Here is a 21,027-nt window from a genome sequence, read left to right on the forward strand (position 1 = left end):
AGGTCTCCTCGCGAGACGGGTCAGAGCGGGATGTTGCCGTGCCGGCGCTCCGGCATCGGGGCGCGCTTGCCGCGCAGTGTGCGCAGGGCACGGCAGATGTGGTCGCGGGTGTCGTGCGGGGCGATGACGGCGTCGACGTACCCGCGTTCGGCGGCGAGATAGGGCGTGCCGTGGGTGCTCTCGTACGCGTCGACGAGTCGGGCCCGCAGCGCCTCCGGGTCGTCGGCGGCGGCCAGTTCACGCCGGTGCAGGACGCCCACCGCCCCCTCGGCGCCCATCACCGCGATCCGTGCGGTGGGCCAGGCGAGGTTGATGTCGGCGCCCAGGTGCTTGGAGCCCATCACCGCGTATCCGCCGCCGTACGCCTTGCGCACCACCACCGTCACCTTCGGCACGGTCGCCTCGGCGTACGCGTACAGCAGCTTGGCGCCGCGCCGGATGATCCCGGCCTGCTCCTGACGGACCCCGGAGAGATAGCCGGGTACGTCGGCGAAGGTCAGCAGGGGAATGCCGAACGCGTCGCAGAACCGTACGAACCGCGCGGCCTTCTCGGAGGCGTCGATGTCCAGCACCCCGGCCGCGTGCAGCGGCTGGTTGGCGACGACCCCGACGGGCGCGCCCTCGACCAGCGCCAGCGCGCAGATGATGTTCGGCGCGAACAGCGCCTGGATCTCCATCAGTTCACCGTCGTCGACGACCGCCCGCAGGATGTCCCGCATGTCGTACGCCTGGCTGAGCCGGTCCGGCACGATCTCGTCCAGCGCCACGTCCGCCGGGGGCGGCACGGGGGCGTACTGCGGCGGCCGCTCCAGGTTGTTGACGGGCAGGTAGGACAGCAGGTCCCGTACGGTGTCCAGGGCCTCCGCCTCGTCGGCGGCGAGGAAGTGGGCGTTGCCGTTGACGGAGTTGCTGGTGCGGGCGCCGCCCAGGTCCTCGGCGCTGGTGCGCTCCCCGGTGACCGCCTCGATGACGTCGGGCCCGGTGACGAACATGTGCGAGGCGCCGTCCACCATCACGGTGAAGTCGGTGATGGCGGGGGAGTAGGCGGCGCCGCCCGCGCAGGGGCCGAGGACGACGGAGATCTGCGGGATCACCCCGGACGCCTGGACGTTGCGGCGCACCAGTTCGGCGTAGAGGGCGAGCGAGACGACGCCCTCCTGGATGCGGGCGCCGCCGCCGTCGTTCAGCCCGATGACCGGGCACCCCGTTCGGATGGCGAGGTCCATGAGGGCCACGGTCTTCTCGCCGAAGGCCTCGCCCATGCTGCCGCCGAAGACCGTGGAGTCCTGGGCGAACACGCACACGGGACGGCCGTCGACCGTGCCGTACCCGGTGATCACACCGTCCCCGTAGGGGCGGCGGGCACCGTCCCCGGCCGGGCGGGCCCGCACGAACAGGCCGGTCTCGGTGAACGATCCGGTGTCCAGCAGCAGCTCGATCCGCTCCCGGGCGCTGAACCTGCCCCGTCTTCTCGCCCCGTTGCCGGCCAGGGCCTGTACCCGGCGGGCCTCGAGTGCGAGGACGCGGTCGGCGGTGCGGTCGGGCAGACGTGTCGAGGTCACCTCTAATGTCACAACCACCTCCGAAGTGGCCTTCGAATATGGCAGCGCCCCCGAGGCGTGCCGAGCCGAACGCGGTTCTGTTTGCGTGAGGTGAGTCCGGCGGGGCCGTCCTTCGTCCGTGGGTGACAAGGGTCCGGCTATGGCAAGGGCGTCGCCTGTGCACTGCATTTGAGACAAACTGGCCGGAGAGAAGGTGCAGACCTATTCCGCGGATTGGCCTTTTCGCAGGCTGTGCGATGGCGGGTACATGTATCGAAGCGTGTGAATGAGTCAGCTCACCGATTCGGTTCGACCGGCCGGTTGATAGATCAACGAAGGCGCTGCGACAATCCCGGTCCTGGCCTCGTCGTCCCCTCCTCGACCCACCGGCCGACCGCCCCGCGGGGTTCGTCGTCGATCACGAAATTCGAATCGCGCGAATTCCAGATTCGCGAACTCCCCACAAGTCCGCTTCTGCGCATGACTCCGGCGTGCCTCAGCTGCAACGACCGGCGCGGCAGTAAAGAAGGTGCATGTGTCACGGCACTCCATGGGATTCGGCGGGCCTCCGCCCCCCTACCCGTCAGACCCCGAACCTGCGGACCGGCAACCAGTGTCGCGGGATCCGGCATATCAGTCGCTCCGCCGGGCCCACCGCCGGTTCGGCGTCCGGGCCACCGGCGTGGCCGTCGGCGGATTCCTGCTCTATGTTCTGCTGTCCAGCTTCCTGCCCGGCCTGATGAACACCTCGCTGAGCGGCCACCTCACGATCGGCCTGGCCCTGGGGCTCGGGCAGTTCGTGCTGATGGGTGTGATCGTGTGGCGCTACCTCGTACACATGCGCACTCACGTCACCCCGGTGGTCCGCGGTCTGCGCGGCCTGGTCCGTCACCACGAGACCGTGGCCCGCGACCGCGCGGCCTTCGGGACACGGACGGTTCCCCGCGGTGAGGAGTTCCGCCCGTGGTGACGCTCGGCGCCTCCGTCACGGACCGCCTCAGCCTGCAGCTGACGTTCGTGCTCTTCCTGTCCGTGGTCGTCGTGTCCCTGTTCACCGCGCTGCTGACCGCACCCCAGCGCGACGAGATCGGCGAGTTCTACCTCGGCAACCGCACCATGTCCCCGCTGCGCAACGGACTGGCGATGTGCGGCGACTACCTGTCGGCAGCGACCCTGCTGGGCAGCACCGGCCTGGTGGCCCTGACCGGCTACGACGGGCTGCTCTACCTGTGCGGCACGGCCGTCGCCTGGATGATGGTCCTGCTGCTGATCGCCGAACCCCTGCGCAACACCGGCAAGTTCACCCTCGGCGACACCGTGGCGGTCCGCCTCACCCGTATGCGACGGCCGGTCCGCCTCACCCTGGCACTGTGCACGCTGGTCATCACGACGCTCTACCTCGTCGCCCAACTCGTCGGCAGTGTCGCCCTGTTGACGCAGTTCACCGGTGAGCCGAGCGTTGCCACCCGCACCCTGTGCGTCATCGTCATCGGCACCATCGTGATCGTCTACGCCGCCATCGGAGGCATGCCCGGGGCCACCTTCATCCAGGTCGTCAAGGCGGTCATGCTCATCTTCGGCGTCACGGTGACCGCCGTCATGGTGCTCCACCGCTTCGACTGGAACTTCGAGAACCTGCTCGCCGCAGCCGCGGACAACAGCGGACACGGAGCGCGGTTCCTGGAGCCCGGGCTGCGCTACGGCGCCAGCGCCACCAGCAAACTCGACTTCTTCAGCCTCCAGTTGGCCATCGTCCTCGGCCTCGCCGCCCTCCCGCACGTGATGATGAGGCTGCTCGCCCCGAAGTCGGTCGACGTCCTGCGCACCTCGGTGGTGTGGGCCATGGGCCTGGTCAGCCTCGTCTGCCTGGCCGCCGGCGTTCTCGGCCTCGGCGCCACCGCCGCCCTCGGCAGCGACACCATCGCGCAGAAGGACCGCACGGGCAACGCCGCCGTGCTCCTGCTGGCGCACGAACTGGGCGGCGCCATCCTGACCGCCCTGCTCTCCTGCCTGGCCTTCGTCACCCTCCTCGCGGTCGCCGCCGGCCTCACCCTGGCCGCCGCCTCCTCCCTCGCCCACGACCTCTACGGCGAGGTGATCCGCAAGGGCAGGGCCACCGAGACGGAAGAGCTGGCCGTGGCCCGGCTCGCGGCGGCCGTCATCGGCATCCTCGGCATGCTGCTCGCCCTGATCTCCTGGGGTGCCAACTCCGCGACCCTCGCCTTCCTCGCCTTCGCCATCGCCGCGTCCGCGATCCTCCCCACCCTCGTCTACAGCCTCTTCTGGCGGCGCTTCACCGCACAGGGCGCGCTCCTCAGCCTCGGCGGTGGCCTCCTCTGCTCCGTCCTGCTCGTCGTCTTCTCCCCGGTCGTCTCCTCCGCGCCCGCCTCGTTCTACCCGGACGCCGATTTCGCCTGGTTTCCCTTGCAGAATCCCGGAATCGTCTCCATCCCGGCCGGCTTCCTCCTCGGCTGGCTCGGTTCGGTACTCAGCCGCCCCGAAACAAAGGAGACATACGAGGATTTCGAAGTGCGCAGCCTTGTCGGGGCCGACTAGCCGATTTCTCGCAGCTTCCGGGAATCATGTGATGAATACGTGGATATTCTGTCGACGGGGGATCATGGCTTGCGGCAACAACTCCCGTGCAGTAATTAGGTGATGCATGAACTTGTTCAACCGTGGCACCCCGTTCCGTCGCGCCGACCGCACGGAACCCGCCGCCGGCGCCCAGCCCCCCACCGGGTCGCCGACCACTGCCACAGCCGTCCTCCCGAACCCCGGGATGGCGGCCCTGACCGGGGAATGGGCCATCGACCCCGCCCACAGCAGGATCGGATTCTCCGTACGCCACGCCATGGTGACCACCGTGCGCGGCGCGTTCCTGGAGTACCAGAGCCGTCTGTACTTCGACGGCATCGACCCGTCCCGCTCGAAGGCGGAGATCATCATCTCCACCGGCAGCGTCGACACCGGCGTGGAACAGCGGGACGGCCACCTCGTGGGCCGTGACTTCCTGGACGCCGCGACCTACCCCCGTATGCGGTTCACCAGTACCGCCGTGGAGGCCGCCGGCCCCGACGTGTACCGCATGACCGGCGACCTCACCATCAAGGCGACCACGCGCCCCGTCCTCCTGGAACTCACCTACATAGGCCATGTCACCGACCCCTTCGGCTACCAACGGGCCGGCTTCGACGGCACCACCACCATCAACCGCTCCGACTGGGGCCTGACCTACAGCACCAAGCTCGCCGAGGGCGGCGCCATGGTCAGCGAGAAGGTACGCCTGCAGTTCGACATCGCCGCGATCCGCACACCCCCGCTGGGCTGACACCCCACCACCCACCGCCGCACCGAGCGGGCCACGAACGTCTCCCGGGACCGTGGCCCGCTCGGGCGTTCCAGGAGTCCGTCACCGCCCGCGCACCAGCCCTGCCAGATACCGCCACAGGGACGAACGCGGCCGTACGGAGATCTCGTGGACCGGTTCGGAACCGGCCGTGGCAGGCCGGGCCGGGGGAGTCGGCACGGGCAGGGCGGGCGCGCCCGAGAGCGTGTAACGCACCGGGAGCGACCGCAGGCCGCGCATGAACGGTGAGGAACGCCAGGGCAGTTGGTCGACGGGCAGCGACAACTCCAGCTCGGACAGCCGCTCGAAGAGCCTGCTCACCCCGATCGCCGCCGCACCACCGGCCAGTTCCCGGGCCGGACACTGCCGCGGACCGGCGCCCCAGGACAGATGCGCCCTGGTGCTGATGGTCGACTCCGGACAGACCTTCTCGGCGAACGCCGGGTCCGCGTGCGCGGCGCCGACCGACACCCACACCGGATCGCCCGCCGCGATGGTGCGGCCGCCGAGCCGCATGTCGGCCACCGGGAACCTCGGGACGAAGTTGATGAGCGGCGGCTTCTGCATCACCACCCGGTTCATGGTCTCCCTGATCAGCCCCGCCGAAAGACTGGCGCTCGCGGGGAGGTTCCCGGTGATGACCTCCACGACGGTGTTGGAGATCAGGATGCCGACATGGTCCGACGTCATCCCCAGCAGCATCATCAGCTCGCGCGACAACTCCTCGACGCTCAGGCCGGGATGGGCGGCGAGCAGATAGGAGGGGAAGTCCTCGCCGGGCTCCTTCATCTTCGACTCGCCCAGCTCCGACAGCGTCGCCAGCAGCCGCTCGAGTGCGGGCCCCGCGTCCGGCCCCGCGTCCAGCACCCGCCACATGTCCATCAGCGCGTCGTCGTGCTGCGAACCCGGGAAACCGAGCAGATGACTTGCGACCATCAGCGGCAACGGCCGTGAGAACTGCGCCGACAGATCCGCCCACCCGGTGCGCCCGCCCTGCGTGAACAGGGTGATCAGCTCGTCGGCGTCACGGGTGATGCGCGCCTTGAGCTGCTTGGCGACAGGGTGCCGAGGGTCCTGGAAGGGCCGCAGCGCGGTGTCCCAGGCCACCTTCAGCCCGCGGTACCCCTCGCCGCCCTGGATCAGGATGTGGTTGACGTCCAGCGAGGGCGCCAGAGGCCAGTCCGCAGGCAGCCGCCCCTCCCTGCGCGCCCGCCAGTTCTCCAGCCCCTTCGGCCACGCGTGGTCGTCGCGGAGAACCTCCAGCGCCTCCTCGTAGCCCAGCACGAGCCAGACGGGCACGCCCAGCAGGTCGACCGGCGCGACCGGACCGTGGGTCCGCCGCAGACGCTCGTACACGATCGCCGGATCTCGTTCGTAGTCGCGGGTCATGAGCGGCTCGAGGCTCATCGACTCCAGCGACTCGTGTCCGGCTGCCGCCCCGCTGTTCAGTTGAACCCCCATGGCTTCCTTCCCTCGGTCAGGCGTACCACAGGGTAATGTCACCCGCTGCGGTGCTCCCATGGCGGGGGGTGATTGCCGGCCCGATCCTCCGCAACGTCACAGGAACGGCGAACGGCACCGCCCGGGGACGGTGCCGTTCTGGTCCATGTCGCCCGTTATGGGGTCCACTTGATGTTCGGGTTCACATTGCCGGTCCAGTTGAAGACGGCCATGTTGTCCCAGCCGTTGCCGCTGTTGTTGATGTCGGCCGGGTTCCACCCGTTCCCGGTCACCGCGTACCAGGTCGGCTCCCAGTAGAAGACCCCGATCGCGCCGTTGCTGCGCGCCGCGTTCTGCACGGCGGTGAAGTTGTCCGCCTGCCCCTGCCAGCTGAGCGGATAGCCCGAGCAGCCGGTCGTGATGGAGTTGGCGGTACCGTCCGCGTTGGCCGAGGTGAACGGGTAGGCGGTCTCGGCGATGACGACGTCCTTGCCGTAACGGGACTTCACGTCGGCCTCGACACTTCCCATGTTGGCGATCGTGCCGTGCCACGGGCAGTAGTAGGAAAGGCCGGTGATGTCCCAGTTGACGCCCTGGGCCTTGATGCCGTCGTAGAACCAGCGCGCGTTGGCGTCATTGTCGGCGTCGGCGGTGTGGATGATCACCTGGGTGCCGCTGTTGCACGCCTTGGTCGCGTTGTAGCCCGACTTGAGCAGCAGGCTCAGGTTGGTGAAGTCGTTGTTGACGACCTTGCCCTCGTTCCACAGCATGCCGACGTTGATCTCGTTGCCGATCTGCACGCTGTCCGGGGTGGTGCCCTGCGACTTGAGGCTGTTGCAGACGTCGTACGTGTAGTCGTAGACGTCGGTCTGCAGCTGGCTGATGGTGTGGCCGGCCCAGGCTGCGGGCTTGTTCTGGTTGCCCGGGTCCGCCCAGGTGTCGGAGTAGTGGAAGTCGACCAGCAGCTTCAGCCCCTTGGCCTTCACCTGCTTCGCGTACGACAGCACCTTGGCCTTGTTGTTGTAGCCGCTGGCGGGGTTGTTCCACACCCTCAGGCGGACGTAGTTGACGCCGAGACCCTTGAGGATGTCCAGCGGGTCCTTGGCGGTGCCGCTCGCGTCGTAGTACTTGGCGCCGAGGTCGAGGGCTCGCTGGGCGGTCGACACGTCGGCACCGCGCATGGTGAGCGAGCCGGCCGCGGAAGCGCTGGTGGACGTGGTGAGCAGGGATGCGGGCAGGGCGAGTGCGGCCAAGAGCACGGCAGCCTTCATCATGCGGCGCGGACCGTTCACGGTCATCCCGGCCTCCTTTGGTCGAGACGGCGCCAAGTCGGCGGTGGGCCTGACATGCGCATGGGGGAGTGTGTCTGTGAACGATCACAGTAGAAGAGCTGATGGACGCTGTAAATACGCGTGTCAGCGGTATTTCATCGAGGTTAGAGGCCTGATGGCTGTGCAGGTCGAGTGTGTACGTACACAGAAATACTGGAAACGAACTGCCGCAACCACCACGTCCTGGAAGAGGAGTGGCGACGACCGGGACTCCTGTGACCTCCGCCGGTCGGGCTCACCAGCTGATCCCGGCCGCCACCGGAAGGTGGTCGCTGCCGGTGGACGGCAGTACCCAGGAGCTTTCCGGCCGCACACCGCGGACCAGGATCTGGTCGATCCGCGCCACCGGGAACGTCGCCGGCCAGCTGAAGCCGAAGCCGTCCCCGGCCGCGTCCTGGGCCGATCGCAGCCGCGAGGTGATACCGGCGAACGCGCGGTCGTCCGTGGTGCCGTTCAGGTCGCCGAGCAGCACCACCCGCTCGTTCCGCTCGGCGGCCAGGGCCTTGCCGAGGTCGTCGGCGCCCGCGTCCCGCTGACTGGTCCAGAAGCCGTTCCTCGGCATGACCCGCACGGAACCCAGATGGGCCACGTACACCGCCAGCGGCCCCTTGTCCGTGGCCACCGTGGTGCGCAGCGCCCGGGGCGTGGCGGCCCTCTCTTCGGCCGTGAGGTTCGCCGCCAGTGGCCCGGCCATGCCCAGCATCGCGACGTCCACGGTCCGGGTGTCCGACAGCGGCAGCTTGCTCCACAGCCCGACCGTGCCCCTGACCGCGTGGTAGCGGTACTCCTTCGCCAGTTCCTTCGCGTAGGTGACCGCGGCCTGCGGGGTGATCTCCTCCAGGGCCAGCAGGTCCGCGCCGGAGGCGGCGAGGGCGCGAGCCGTGCTGGCCGGATCGGGGTTGTCGGCGCCGACGTTGTGGCTGACCACGACGAGGTCGCCGCCCGAGTGGGACTTGTCGGCGAGCAGTCCGCCGAAGAGGTTCAGCCACACGAGGACCGGCAGCAGCAGCGCGGCCACCGCGGAGGCGGAGCGGCGCCACAGGGCCCCGGCCAGGAGCACCGGGACGAACAGGCCGAACCACGGCAGGAACGTCTCCACCAGGCTGCCGAGGCCCCCGACGTCCGTGATCCTCGCGTGCAGCAGCATGAGCAGGCCCAGCAGCAGCGCCAGCGCCGCGAGCACCGGGCCGCGTTTCCACGGCTCCGGCCGGGAGGCGACGCGGATCACCCGGCGGATGCCCGCGCGCCGGGCCCCGGATCCGGTGTCCCGTCCGCCGACGTCGTGCTGCCCGGGCTCCGCCGTGTCCACCTGCGTCATCGTCTGTCCTCGTTCACCGCTGGTCACTTGTGCATCCTGGGGTCCTGGGTCGGGTCGGCATACATCCGCGGGCAGCCGTGGAAGATCGCTTCGGGGCGCAGTTCGTAGTGCCAGGGCTCGTTCCGGTAGATCGGGCACAGCCCGTACCGGGCGCCGTGTCCGGAGAGCCAAGCCGTCGCATCGGAGTGCGCGAGGTCGACCGCGTGCCCCGACACATGAGGAGACGTCGACGCGGTGGCCACCCATCGGGCGGCCTCGTCCTCGGATCCGTACCGGGAGACCGCCCTGCGCAGCAGCTCGTCCTGGTACGCCGGGGACCGCCAGCCGCTGTTGAGGGAGAACGTGACGCCGTCGTCCGCGGCGTCCGTGGCAGCCCGGCGGAGGGCCTCGAGCAGGTCCGGATCGAGGTTGGCCACGGCCGGAACCCGGTCGTCGAAGACCGTCACGTCGTCGGAGACGACACCATCGGCTTCGCCCAGCGCACCGAGGTGCCCGGGGCGCTGAGTGGTCAAGGAGGCCGGCGCCGAGGAGGACGGGGCGGACGAGGTGGCCGGCGGCTTCAGTAATCGGTAGCCGAGGGCGGCGGTGACGGCCACCGCCGCGACAAGCAGGAGAACGAGGACCAGGGGCCGGCCGATCCGGCGGGGCGTCGCCCGTGCTGAGAGCGGGGTCTGAGGCATACCGCCAGTCAAGGCGGCCCGGTGTTGCCGGTACGTATGCGGTTTTCGATACGCCGACGATATCCGTCGGCTCGTAGCATCAAGGACATGCGTGTGCTGATCGTCGAGGACGAGCCTTATCTGGCGGAAGCCATCCGCGACGGCCTGCGCCTGGAAGCCATCGCGGCCGACCTCGCCGGCGACGGCGACAGCGCGCTGGAACTGCTGAGCGTCAACGCCTACGACATCGCCGTCCTCGACCGAGACGTGCCCGGACCCTCCGGTGACGAGATCGCCGCACGCATCGTCGCCTCCGGCAGCGGCATGCCGATCCTCATGCTCACCGCCGCCGACCGTCTCGACGACAAGGCCTCCGGATTCGCACTCGGCGCCGACGACTACCTCACGAAACCCTTCGAACTCCGGGAACTCGCGCTGCGGCTCAGAGCACTCGACCGCAGACGCGCCCACAGCAGGCCTCCGGTGCGGGAGATCGCGGGTCTGCGTCTGGACCCGTTCCGCAGAGAGGTCTACCGGGACGGCCGCTACGTCGCGCTGACCAGGAAGCAGTTCGCCGTCCTGGAGGTCCTGGTCGCCGCCGAGGGGGGTGTCGTCAGCGCCGAAGTCCTCCTGGAACGCGCCTGGGACGAGAACGCCGACCCGTTCACCAACGCCGTGCGCATCACCGTCTCGGCACTGCGCAAACGCCTCGGTGAACCCTGGATCATCACCACGGTGCCGGGCGTCGGCTACCGCATCGACCCGCAGACGGAGCCCGAACACGCAGGAGGGGGCCGTGGATAGAGCGCCCGGGTTGAGCGTCCGCCTCAAACTCACCCTCAGCTACGCCGGATTCCTCATGCTCGCCGGCGCCCTCCTGCTCGCAGCCGTATGGATCTTCCTCCTGCGTTACGTCCCCGACCGCGCGATGCTCATCAACCCCGATGACCGACCGACGGGTGTCTTCCCCATCCGGTCCGTCCTTCTGGAGGTCTTCGCTCCGAGGGCGGCCGCGGTCATGGCGTTCCTGCTGATCTTCGGCCTCCTGGGAGGGTGGATCCTCGCCGGCCGCATGCTCGCCCCCCTGACCCGCATCAAGGACGCCACCCGCACCGCGGCGGACGGATCGCTCTCCCACCGGATCCGGCTCCAGGGCCGCAACGACGAATTCCGCGAACTGGCCGACGCCTTCGACGCGATGCTCGCCCGGCTCGAGGCCCACGTCGCCGAACAGCGGAGATTCGCGGCCAACGCCTCGCACGAGTTGCGCACCCCGCTGGCGGTCTCCAAGTCGCTTCTCGACGTGGCCCGTGCCGATCCGCGCCACGACACAGGCGAACTCGTCGAGCGCCTCCATGCCGTCAACTCCCGCGCGATCGACCTCACCGAGGCACTGCTCCTGGTCAGCCGCGCCGAACAGCGGTCCTTCACCCGGGAACCCGTCGACCTGTCCCTCATGGTGGAAGAGGCCACCGAGACACTTCTCCCCCTCGCGGAAAAGCACGGCGTCACCCTGGAGACCCGCGGCGACATCACTCCTGCGACCGGATCGCCGGCGCTCCTGCAACAGCTGACCACGAACCTCGTGCACAACGCGATCGTCCACAACCTGCCCGACCAGGGCACCGTGTGGATCACCACCGGCGTCCGCCCCGAGGCCGCGGTGCTCACGGTGGAGAACACCGGGGAGATACTCACCCCGGCCCTGGCCTCGACCCTCACCGAACCGTTCCAGCGCGGCACGGAACGCGTCCGCACCGACCACGCCGGCGTCGGCCTCGGCCTGGCCATCGTCAAGACCATCACGCACGCCCACGACGGAACCCTCACCCTCACCCCGCGCTCCGCCGGCGGGATCCGTATCACCGTGGAACTCCCCGTGGCCCCTGCGGGAACCGACGCCTGAGTCAGCCGGCCGTCTCGACGTACGACGCCAGATTGGCGGAGGCCGGAGCCATTCGCCCGCCATGGCGACCAGCCCCCGTGGTCGCGGATGCCGAGGTAGGTGCCGAGTTCATGGGTGCGCGGCCAGCCAGAAGGGCCTGGCACGCGTGACCAGGTCGAGCATGTCGGACGCGTCGGCCGCATCCAGTTCAACCGCGTCGAGCGGCGCCGCGCGTTCCCTCATCGGCGCTCCGAGGAGCCAGAGGCAGGTCGCAGGCGCAGCGTGAGGATCTGGAACGGTCGCAGCGTCAACCGGACGTCTCCGCCCACCTGTCGGTGGCTCGACGGGTCGTCCACCGGGCGTTCCAGCAGGTCGGTCACGACGGCCGAGGCCAGGGGGAACCCGGTGGTGAGAGTGGCTGCGGCGCGGGTGCCGCGGGACTCGTAGACGCGCACGACCACGTCACCGCTGCCGTCGTCGGCGAGCTTGACCGCCTCCACGACGACCCCGGCGTGGTCCACCGAGACCAGCGGGGCGACCGTCGCGCTGCCGGGCACCGTCCGCTCGGGCAGGTTGAAGCGGTACCCCTCGCGCCGCGCGTCGGACACGTCGGCGCCGATCACCAGCGCGTAACCGAGCCGGTGGGTGCCCTGGTCCTGGTCCGGGTCGGGGAAGCGGGCGGCGCGCAGCAGGGAGAGGCGGACCGTGGTGGTCGTACCGCCGTCGGTGCGGATGTCGCGGGTGACGTCGTGGCCGTAGGAGGAGTCGTTGACCAGGGCGGCTCCCCAGTCGGGCTCGCCGACGTGCAGGAAGCGGTGGGCGCATGTCTCGAACTTGGCCGCGTCCCAGCTGGTGTTGGTGTGGGTGGGCCGCTCGACGTGTCCGAAGGGGATCTCGGCGGTGGAGTGGGCGGCCCGGACGTCCAGGGGGAAGGCCACCTTCAGCAGCTTCTCCCGTTCGTGCCAGTCGACGACGGTGTCGATCACCAGGCCGTGTGAACCGGCCGGGAGGGTCAGGGTCTGCTCGATCCTCGACGCGCCGAACCATCGGACCACCCGCACGGCGTCACCGGTCGCCGTGACGGACTCGGCGTCGGTGAGATCGCGGACCGTGTTGCGGTAGAAGACGTCGATGTCCCAGGCGTCCCACTGGTTGGGGAAGTCCTGGTGGAGCTGGAGCAGGTTGCCGACCGCCCCGGGCGCCAGGGCCTCCCGGCCGGCCGTGTGGTCGTAGGCGGACGTGATCAGACCGTCGGCGTTCACCACGATCCGCACCAGACCGTTGTCGAGGACGAACCCCTCCCCGTCCGGTACCGGCGTCACCGGCGCGTCGGCGGTCTCCGCGCGCGGGCCCGCGCCGAACGCCGCTACACCGCCCCGGGCATGGGGCGCGGAGTTGAAGACGACCGTGCTTCCGGGTTCCCCGGCCAGCGTCCCCTGTGCCGCTCCGATCAGCTCCTCCAGTTCCCGGGCCACGGCCGCATACGTCTCCTCCGCCTCCCGGTGCACCCACGCGATCGACGTGCCGGGCAGGATGTCGTGGAACTGGTGCAGCAGCACCGTCTTCCACAGCCGGTCCAGTGCCTCGTACGGATACGGGTGTCCGTGGCGTACGGCCGCGGTCGCCGCCCACAACTCGGCCTCGCGCAGCAGGTGTTCGCTGCGCCGGTTGCCCTGCTTGGTGGCGAGCTGGCTGGTGAGGGTGCCACGGTGGAACTCCAGGTAGAGCTCCCCGGACCACACGGGGGCGCCGCCGTTCGCCTCGTACTCGTCGTGCGCGCGCCGGAAGAAGTCCGCGGGGCCTTCGACGCCGACGCGCGCCGAGCCCTCCAGGTCCCTGAACCGTTCGGCGCGGGCGAGCATCTCCCGGGTGGGGCCGCCACCGCCGTCGCCGTAGCCGAAGGGGATCAGGGAGTGGTTGGCACCCGCCTTGTCCTGGAAGTTCCGCACGCTGTGGGCGATGTCGGCACCGGACAGCTCGCCGTTGTAGCTGTCGACGGGCGGGAAGTGGCTGAAGATCCGGGTGCCGTCGATGCCCTCCCACCAGAAGCTGTGGTGCGGGAACTTGTTGGTGGTGTTCCAGGACATCTTCTGCGTCAGGAACCACTTCACCCCGGCCAGTTTCATCAGCTGCGGCAGGGCCGCGTTGTAGCCGAAGGTGTCGGGCAGCCACATCTCCTCGGTCTCGACGCCGAACTCCTCCAGGAAGAACCGCTTCCCGTGCACGAACTGGCGCACCAGGGCCTCGCCGCCGCTGATGTTGGTGTCGGGTTCCACCCACAGGCTGCCGGTGGGCAGGAACTGCCCGGTCCTCGCCTTCTCCTGCGCCCGCGCGTACACCTCCGGCCGGTGTTCCTTCAGCCAGGCGAGCTGCTGCGCCTGGGACATCACGAACCTGAACTCGGGGTGGTCGTCCATGAGTTGGGTGACGTTGGAGACCGTGCGGGCCACCTTGCGGACGGTCTCACGCAGCGGCCACAGCCATGCGGTGTCGATGTGCGCGTGTCCGACAGCCGAGATCCGGTGCGCGCTCGCGTGCGCGGGCGACGCCAGTACGGGAGCGAGAGCGGACCGCGCTGCCGCCGCGCTGCCGCTGACGTCCTGCAGGTCGATCGCGTCGAGGCTCCGCTCGACCGCCCGCAGGATCTGCCAGCGGCGCGGATCGTCGGGAGACAGTTCGGGCATCAGCTGCCCCAACACCTCCAGGTCCTGCACGAGTTCGTAAACCTCCCGGTCGAACACGGCGAGGTCCAGGCGCCGCAGCCGGTACAGGGGCTCCCCGGGGTCCGCGGCCGGGTCGCCCAGCCACGGTGCCCGGCCGCCCACCGACGTGGGCCCGAAGGTGAGCTCGCCGGGAGCGGTGTGCATGACGACCGGGTTCGCGGCGGCCTCGACGAAGGCCACGAACTCCTCGCCGCCCACGGCCTGTTCGGCCACCGGCAGCCAGGTGTTACGCGGGTTGAGGGCCTTCACGGCCGAGCCGTCGGCCCGGTAGACCAGCCCCTCGGCGGAGAAGCCCGCGGAATGGGTGGAGAACCCGAGATCCAGCACGGCCTCGACGGTCGCACCGGCCCACTCGGCCGGAATCGTCCCGCTGACCCTGAACCAGCTCGTCGACCACGCGGGGCCCCACCACTCGCCGACCCGGGCCGGCCGGTAGGGAGCGGCCAGACCCTCACGGACCGGCACCGGCTCGCCGGGAACACTCCAGATCTCCACGTCGAGGGGAACGGACCGGGCGTGGACGGCAGGCCGAATCCGCTCGTCGAGCACGCGGGCCAGCCGCTGTTCGATGACTTCACGGTCGTTGTGCATCAGGTGTCTTTCTCCGGAGCGAAGTGCGAGGTGGGGGGAGTTCAGCCCTTCAGGGCCCCGCCGAGCGCGAAGCCACCGCCCAACTTGCGGGCCAGCAGCAGGTAGAGCATCACGACGGGCAGGGAGTAGATCAGGGAGAACGCCGACAACTGCCCGTACTGCGTCTGGTCATGGGCGCTGAGGAAGGTGAACACGCTGACGGACGCGGGGAGTTTCTCCGGCGAGAGCAGCAGGATGAAGGGGACGAAGAAGTTCCCCCACATACCGATGAACGTGAAGATGGTGACCACGACGACGCCGGGTCGCATCAGCGGCAGCACCACCCGCCACAGCACCTGCATGGTGTTGGCGCCGTCGATGCGGGCGGCCTCCTCCAGGACGATCGGGACGCCGTCCATGAAGTTCTTCATCAGCCAGATCCCGAAGGGCAGCGCGGACGCGGCCAGGAACAGGGTCGTACCGGGCATCGAGTCGATCAGGTTCACCTGCACGAACATGCTGTAGACCGGGATCATCACGGCGGTGATGGGCAGTCCCGTGGAGAACAGGATCGTGTACAGGAAAGGCCGCCGTACCCGGGACCGGTAGCGCGACAGCGGATACGCGGCGAGCACCGACGCCACCACGGTCACCGCCGTGCCGAAGCCGCACAGCAGCAGGCTGTTGAGCATCGGCCGGTAGGTGGTGTCGACGTTCAGGACCGCGTCGAAGTTGTCGAGGGTCAGCGACGAAGGCCACGTGAGCCGGAAGGAATTGGTGTCGCTCACCGAGGCGAGCACCATCCACAGCAGGGGCAGGACGTACAGCACGGACACGGCGAGCAGGACGAGGTTCACCGTGACCCGCCCCGGACGGATCCGGCGCCCGCGCGGACGACCGGACGCCGCAGGGACCTTGGTGACGGTCTCGGGCGGAGTCATGGCGACGGCGGCCATCAGTCGTCCTCCAGTTTCAGCAGCCGGATGTACACGACGGAGAACAGGGCGCCGACCACCAGCAGGACGAGGGCGATGGCGGTGCCGTAGCCGATCAGGCTGTTCTGGAAGGCCTGTTGGTACATGAAGATCGGCAGGGTCTCGCTCTTGTTGCCGGGGCCGCCGCGGGTCATGGTGTAGATCAGCCCGAAGACGGAGAGCGTCTGCAGCGTGATCAGCATCAGGTTGGTCAGGATCGAAGGCCTGATGACCGGCAGGACCACCCGCCACAGCCGCTGCCAGGCGTTCGCGCCGTCCATCTCCGCGGCCTCCACCAGCTCCTGCGGGACGTCGTTGATGGCGGCGGTGAAGACCATCAGGGAGAACGCGGTGCCGCGCCACACGTTGGCCAGGCACACCGCGAGGATCGGCATCGTGTACAGCCAGTTCTGGTCCGGCAGATGCAGTGCGTCCAGCAGCGAGTTGAGCGAGCCCTGGTCGTAGAAGAAGGCGTACATCAGATAGCCGGCGACCACCTCGGGCAGCACCCAGGCGGCGATGACGACTCCGCTCACCAGGGCCCGTACCGGCTTGGTGGCCTTCTGCATCAGGACGGCCAGCGCGAGCCCGAGGGTGTTCTGGCCGATCACGGCGGAACCGACCACGAAGACCAGGGTCAGCCACATCGCGTTGCGGAAGTCGGTGTCCTCGAACGCCCTGGTGAAGTTGTCGACGCCGACGAAGTGGGTGCCGGAGGCGCCGGTGAGCTGCATGTCGGTGAAGGCGTAGTACACGCAGTACGCGATCGGTCCGGCCAGGAACACGGCCAGCAGGACCACGGCCGGGACCGTCGGTAGTCCGCGCAGCAGCGAGCGCACGGCGGGAGGGGGCGTCCCGCGGGACCGGCGGGGATGACCGCCGGTCCCGTGAGGCGCCGGAGCGAGAGCGGTCACGAAGAGCCCTCCACGGTCTTGTCGCCGCCCACCGCCGCCTTGACATCGTTATCGAAGGTCGAGGCGGCCTTGTCGACGGAGGCCTGACCGGTCGTCACGGACTCCATCGCCTTCTGGATCGCGGTCGAGACCTGGTTGTAGGCGGGCAGCCCGGGACGGTAGTGGGTGTCGGCGACCAGCTCGGTGAAGAACTTGTTCGTCGGCACCGACGCGAGATACGTCGGGTCCGAAGCGACGTCCGTGCGCACCGCGATGTTGGCGTTGGTGGCGTTCCACTTCGCCGCGTTGGTCTTCGTCTGCAGTGTGGTCGACACGAACTTCCACGCGAGATCGGGGTTTGCTGCCTTCGCGGGGATCGACCAGGCCCACCCGCCGGACATGCTGGTACGGCCGGGCGCCTGGCCGTTCTGCGTCGGCATGGCCGCGGTGCCCATCACCGACTGCCACTCGGTCCAGGGCTTGGCCGCCGCCGAACTCCAGTTGTTGGGCATCCAGGAGCCGTCGATGTCGATCGCCAGCTTGCCCTCGGGGATGAGTTCGGTGCCCACGGTGGTGCCGAAGTTGGCGCCGAGCGCCTGCTCCTTGGCCGGGCCGAGCCCCTGGCTGTACACGGTGTGCACGAAGTCCAGCGCGTCCTTGAAGCCCTGGCTGCCCACGACCCACTTCTTCTGCGAGGCGTCGTAGAGCGACTTGTCGGCGGCCGGCGTGCCGTACAGCAGCATCTCGAAGCCCTGCATGGAGGAGGCCTCGCCGCCCGCCTGGCCGGTGTACAGGTTGAGCGGGGTCACGTCGGGCAGCTTCGCCTTGATCTTCTTGGCGGCGGCGATCACGTCGGCCCAGGTCTTCGGCTGCCAGGGCACCGGGATCCCGGCCTTCTGGAGGAGCTGCTTGTTGTACCAGATACCGCGGGTGTCGGTGTCGTCCGGTACGGCGTACACCTTGCCGTCGGACGCGCCGGTCACCGCGCCCTTCGCGGCTTTGGCGTACTGCGACCAGTCGGCCCACTTCGCGGTGTAGGCGTCCAGCGGCTTGAGGTAGCCGCCCGCGATGTCGGAGTTGATGAGCGCGGTGTCCTCGTAGACCAGGTCGGGCGCGGTCGCGGGGGAGCGCATCATGAGCTGGATCTTGGTGTAGTAGTCGTTCTCGGAGGCGACCACGGGCACGACGTTCACTTTGGTGCCCGGGTTGGCCTTGGTGAACTCCTTCACCATCGAGGAGAGGAAGGTGGCCTGGAGCTTGTTCGTGCTGTCCAGGTTCTGCCAGTAGACGACCTTGATGGACTTGGCCGAGCTGCCTGACGAGCCCGAACCGCAGCCGGTGACGGCCAGGGCGGTGGCGGCGGTGAGGGCCGCGGCGGTGACGATTCTCGAGCGCACAGTGGTTCCTCCGGGACGCGAAACCTGAGGGAAAGCCGAGAGTTCATGGGCCGGGAGACCAGGTCGGACGGCGGTTCCACGCTCGGCGCCGCGCTGCGCTGACTGGCCAGATGGCCTGATTTGATGGGCGTCAGCTAAATCCATTTGATGGATGAAGTCAATGCTTCGAGTATGTAAACTTTCGTCCGTCGGAGGGCTCGTCGAAGCCCTCCGAAGGGGGAGCGGGGCTGACGTGAGGGGACCAGGTGACCGACAGGTGACGATGCTCAGCGGGACGAACCTGCCGCGAGTCGGCGGCTACAACCAGGCCGTCGTGCTGGATGCCATCCGCACCACGGGACAGGTGAGCCGGGTCGAACTGGCCGCCCTCACCGGCCTGACCAACCAGACCGTCTCCAACGTCGTCCGCAAGCTCCTCGACGCCGGCCTGGTGGCGGAATCCGGCCAGGCCCCCTCCAGCGGCGGCAAACGCCGCACCCTGCTGACCCTGCGGGCCGATGGGGCCTGCGCTGTCGGCGTCCACCTCGACCCCGACGCGGCGGTCATCGTGGTGGTCGACCTGGCCGGCGAGGTCATCGGCAGCCGCCGCCTCCGGCTCACCGACCCCGGCGACGCGGCCGACGTCGTGGACCGCATCGCCCGTGCGACCGGGCGGCTCCTGGACCGCAGCGCCGTGGACCGCACCCGCCTGCTCGGCCTCGGCATCGCCGCGCCCGGCCCGCTCGACGGCACCACCGGGGCCGTGGTCTCCCCGCCGAACTTCCCCGGCTGGGGCCGCGTCCCCCTCGCCGACATGTTCGCCGAGGCCACCGGCCTGCCCGTCGCTCTCGACAACGACGCCACCGCCGCCGCCATCGGCGAGCGCTGGATCGGCGGCGCCGACCGCGCCGGCAGCTTCCTGTTCCTCTACCTCGGCACCGGCGTGGGAGCCGGAATCGTCCTCAACAACACCGTCCTGCACGGCGATTCGGGCAACGCCGGCGAGTTCGGCCACATGGCCGTGGAACCCGGCGACCGCGTCTGCCACTGCGGCGCCATGGACTGTCTGGGCCCCTACGTCAGCCCCGCCGCGATCATCGATGACCTGCTGCGCCTGCACGGCCGGGCCGCCGCCGACCGCATCGGCCTCACCGGCGCCCCGGACTCGGTGCACGACGACTGGAAGATGCTGCGCCGAGCCGCCCGCGCCGGCGACCCCGACGCCTGCGATGTCGTACGCCGTGCCGCGCGCCGTATCGGTGAGGCGGCCCGGGGCGCGGCCAGCCTCCTCGACGTCAGCCGGGTCGTCCTCGGCGGCGAGGCGCTGCGCGGCATCGAGCCGATCATCCGCGAGGAGGTCGAGGCCGCCGTCAACCGCACCTCCGTCGCCCGTACGATCCGTGCGGTCACCGTCGAACAGAGCGTGATCGGCGAGACGGTGGGCGCGGTCGGGGCGGCCTCGCTGGTCCTGCACGGGAACTACGCGCCGGGGTGGCGGATGCTGACGGACGTCCCGGGCTGACCCCGGTCTCCCCGTCCCTCAGGTCAGGTTGAGGCCGCCGTCGAGCACGATGACCTCGCCGGTCAGATAGCCGCTGCCGATGACCGAGGCCACCAGGTCGGCCACGTCGGCGGGTTGGGCCGGACGGTGCATGGGCGCGCGGTCCCGCCACAGCTCGTGCGCCTGGACCCAATCCTTCGTCATCGGCGTGTCCACCAGGCCCGGCGCCACCGCGTTCACCCGGACCTCCGGCCCGAGCGCTGCCGCGAGCAGCCGGGTCACATGGTTCAGCGCCGCCTTGCTCGCCGCGTACGGCACCGAGGAACCCTTGGGCCGTACCCCGGCGTGGCTGGTGATGTTCACGATGCTGCCGCCCCCGGGAGACCGCCGCAGCGCCGGAAGGGCCGCCGTGCACAGCACCCAGGGAGCGATGAGATTGACCTCCAGCAGCCGCCGCCAGTCCGCCGCGGTCGCCGCCGCCAGGTCCGCGTGCGGGATGGGCCAACTGATGCCCGCGTTGTTCACCAGCACGTCCAGCCGACCGAAGTGACCGAGCGCGGTCTCGACCAGCTCCCGGGCCTCCTCCTCGACCTCCAGATCGGCCCGCACGTACCTGCCGCCGAGCTCCGCGGCGAGCGCCTGACCGGCCTCCGTGCTGTGCCGCGAGTGCACGACGACCCGCATCCCGTCCGCCGCGAGCCGCCGTACGACGGCCTCCCCGATCCCCGACGTGGACCCGGTGACCAGGGCGACGGGCCGGTCCCCTTGCTCGATGCTCATGACGATGATCTTGCCACGCGTCCACCGCGACCGGTCAGGCAGCCGAGAGCCCCCACCTGACCACTGGTGAAGGGGTGCGATAGGTTCCCCGCCATGCCTCTGCCCGAACTCGGAACCATCGCCTGGCCACCTGCCCCGATCAGCACCGGACGGCTTGTACTCCGTGCCACCGAGGCCCGGGACCGTACGGCGTTCATCGAGCTGTTCGCCGCACCCGAGGTGAACACCTACCTCGGCGGCCCACGACCGCGCGACGAGCTCGAACGTGAGGTTCCCGAGGTACCCGGGCGACGCCCCGGCTCGTTCGCCGTCGAACTCGACGGCACGATGGTCGGCACGGTCATGCTCGATCCGCACGCGCAGCGACCGGGGCACATCCGTCCCGATGTCGGGAGGACCGAACTCGGCTACCTGTTCCTGCCGCGGGCATGGGGGCACGGGTACGCCGCCGAGGCGTGCGCTGCGGCGCTCCGCTGGGTGGCCGAGGGGCTTCCCGGCGAGGCGGTGGTGCTGCGCACCCAGACCGCCAACGAACGCTCGATGCGCCTCGCCGCGAAGCTGGGGTTCACCGAAGTCGAGCGGTTCCACGCCTTCGATGCCGAGCAGTGGTTCGGCGTGTGGTCCCCGCCGACGCCGTCCGGCTGAACGGTCGCGTCAGCCGCCCGGACCGGCCGTGCGGGTCGCTCG

The 21,027-nt window shown here is 69.6% G+C and carries 17 protein-coding genes; 7 read left to right on the top strand and 10 right to left on the bottom strand.

Features of this window, described 5'->3' with window-relative positions:
• Positions 1-20: 20 nt before the first annotated feature.
• On the bottom strand, positions 21-1,562 hold the full coding sequence (locus ACFYRX_RS29665; RefSeq protein WP_389106025.1) for an acyl-CoA carboxylase subunit beta: 1,542 nt from the start codon (positions 1,560-1,562) through the stop codon (positions 21-23).
• A gap of 592 nt (positions 1,563-2,154) precedes the next feature.
• On the opposite strand from ACFYRX_RS29665, the gene ACFYRX_RS29670 reads away from it, so the two are divergent.
• From ACFYRX_RS29670 to ACFYRX_RS29680, 3 genes are all read left to right on the top strand, one after another.
• Positions 2,155-2,511 (top strand): DUF485 domain-containing protein, encoded by a 357-nt coding sequence (locus ACFYRX_RS29670; RefSeq protein WP_389106028.1) that lies wholly within the window; start codon positions 2,155-2,157, stop codon positions 2,509-2,511.
• Positions 2,505-4,097 (top strand): cation acetate symporter, encoded by a 1,593-nt coding sequence (locus tag ACFYRX_RS29675; protein ID WP_389106031.1) that lies wholly within the window; start codon positions 2,505-2,507, stop codon positions 4,095-4,097. Before ACFYRX_RS29670 ends, ACFYRX_RS29675 begins: the two co-directional genes overlap by 7 nt.
• Before the next feature lie 106 nt (positions 4,098-4,203).
• Positions 4,204-4,872, top strand: a complete 669-nt coding sequence (locus ACFYRX_RS29680) for a YceI family protein (protein ID WP_389106034.1) — start codon at positions 4,204-4,206, stop codon at positions 4,870-4,872.
• 81 nt (positions 4,873-4,953) lie between these two features.
• On the opposite strand, the gene ACFYRX_RS29685 is transcribed toward ACFYRX_RS29680, so the two are convergent.
• From ACFYRX_RS29685 to ACFYRX_RS29700, 4 genes are all read right to left on the bottom strand, one after another.
• Entirely contained in the window at positions 4,954-6,351 is a 1,398-nt protein-coding gene (locus ACFYRX_RS29685; protein WP_389106036.1) for a cytochrome, read from the bottom strand.
• A gap of 155 nt (positions 6,352-6,506) precedes the next feature.
• Positions 6,507-7,628 (bottom strand): arabinogalactan endo-beta-1,4-galactanase, encoded by a 1,122-nt coding sequence (locus ACFYRX_RS29690; RefSeq protein ID WP_389106039.1) that lies wholly within the window; start codon positions 7,626-7,628, stop codon positions 6,507-6,509.
• Positions 7,629-7,896: 268 nt separating this feature from the next.
• Positions 7,897-8,979, bottom strand: a complete 1,083-nt coding sequence (locus ACFYRX_RS29695; protein WP_389106041.1) for an endonuclease/exonuclease/phosphatase family protein — start codon at positions 8,977-8,979, stop codon at positions 7,897-7,899.
• A gap of 23 nt (positions 8,980-9,002) precedes the next feature.
• Positions 9,003-9,659, bottom strand: a complete 657-nt coding sequence (locus ACFYRX_RS29700; RefSeq protein WP_389106044.1) for a M15 family metallopeptidase — start codon at positions 9,657-9,659, stop codon at positions 9,003-9,005.
• An 87-nt stretch (positions 9,660-9,746) separates the two neighbouring features.
• On the opposite strand from ACFYRX_RS29700, the gene ACFYRX_RS29705 reads away from it, so the two are divergent.
• Positions 9,747-10,442: a response regulator transcription factor gene (locus ACFYRX_RS29705; protein ID WP_389106046.1), complete on the top strand. Its 696-nt coding sequence runs from the start codon at positions 9,747-9,749 to the stop codon at positions 10,440-10,442.
• A complete protein-coding gene (locus tag ACFYRX_RS29710) occupies positions 10,435-11,544 on the top strand; it encodes a sensor histidine kinase (protein ID WP_389106049.1) in 1,110 nt (369 codons plus the stop codon). The genes ACFYRX_RS29705 and ACFYRX_RS29710 overlap by 8 nt, the downstream gene beginning before the upstream one ends.
• A 218-nt stretch (positions 11,545-11,762) precedes the next feature.
• Here the strand turns inward: ACFYRX_RS29710 and ACFYRX_RS29715 are convergent, their stop codons facing one another.
• From ACFYRX_RS29715 to ACFYRX_RS29730, 4 genes are read right to left on the bottom strand one after another with little or no spacing between them, the layout of a single operon-like run.
• Positions 11,763-14,837, bottom strand: a complete 3,075-nt coding sequence (locus ACFYRX_RS29715; RefSeq protein WP_389106052.1) for an alpha-mannosidase — start codon at positions 14,835-14,837, stop codon at positions 11,763-11,765.
• 41 nt (positions 14,838-14,878) lie between these two features.
• Positions 14,879-15,772 carry a carbohydrate ABC transporter permease gene (locus ACFYRX_RS29720; protein ID WP_389106055.1) on the bottom strand — a complete coding sequence of 298 codons (894 nt, stop codon included), beginning with the start codon at positions 15,770-15,772 and terminating at the stop codon, positions 14,879-14,881.
• Positions 15,772-16,704 carry a carbohydrate ABC transporter permease gene (locus ACFYRX_RS29725; protein WP_389106058.1) on the bottom strand — a complete coding sequence of 311 codons (933 nt, stop codon included), beginning with the start codon at positions 16,702-16,704 and terminating at the stop codon, positions 15,772-15,774. Before ACFYRX_RS29725 ends, ACFYRX_RS29720 begins: the two co-directional genes overlap by 1 nt.
• Positions 16,701-18,080: an extracellular solute-binding protein gene (locus ACFYRX_RS29730; RefSeq protein WP_389106061.1), complete on the bottom strand. Its 1,380-nt coding sequence runs from the start codon at positions 18,078-18,080 to the stop codon at positions 16,701-16,703. The genes ACFYRX_RS29725 and ACFYRX_RS29730 overlap by 4 nt, the downstream gene beginning before the upstream one ends.
• Positions 18,081-18,342: 262 nt before the next feature.
• On the opposite strand from ACFYRX_RS29730, the gene ACFYRX_RS29735 reads away from it, so the two are divergent.
• A complete protein-coding gene (locus tag ACFYRX_RS29735) occupies positions 18,343-19,581 on the top strand; it encodes an ROK family protein (protein ID WP_389106278.1) in 1,239 nt (412 codons plus the stop codon).
• Positions 19,582-19,599: 18 nt separating this feature from the next.
• Here ACFYRX_RS29735 and ACFYRX_RS29740 read toward each other — a convergent pair whose 3' ends face one another.
• On the bottom strand, positions 19,600-20,340 hold the full coding sequence (locus ACFYRX_RS29740) for an SDR family NAD(P)-dependent oxidoreductase (protein WP_389106063.1): 741 nt from the start codon (positions 20,338-20,340) through the stop codon (positions 19,600-19,602).
• Between the two features lie 99 nt (positions 20,341-20,439).
• Here ACFYRX_RS29740 and ACFYRX_RS29745 point away from each other — a divergent pair, with 99 nt between their 5' ends.
• Positions 20,440-20,985 (top strand): GNAT family N-acetyltransferase, encoded by a 546-nt coding sequence (locus ACFYRX_RS29745; RefSeq protein WP_389106280.1) that lies wholly within the window; start codon positions 20,440-20,442, stop codon positions 20,983-20,985.
• Positions 20,986-21,027 lie beyond the last annotated feature (42 nt).

Source organism: Streptomyces sp. NPDC005374 (assembly GCF_042872225.1).
Lineage (GTDB): Bacteria > Actinomycetota > Actinomycetes > Streptomycetales > Streptomycetaceae > Streptomyces.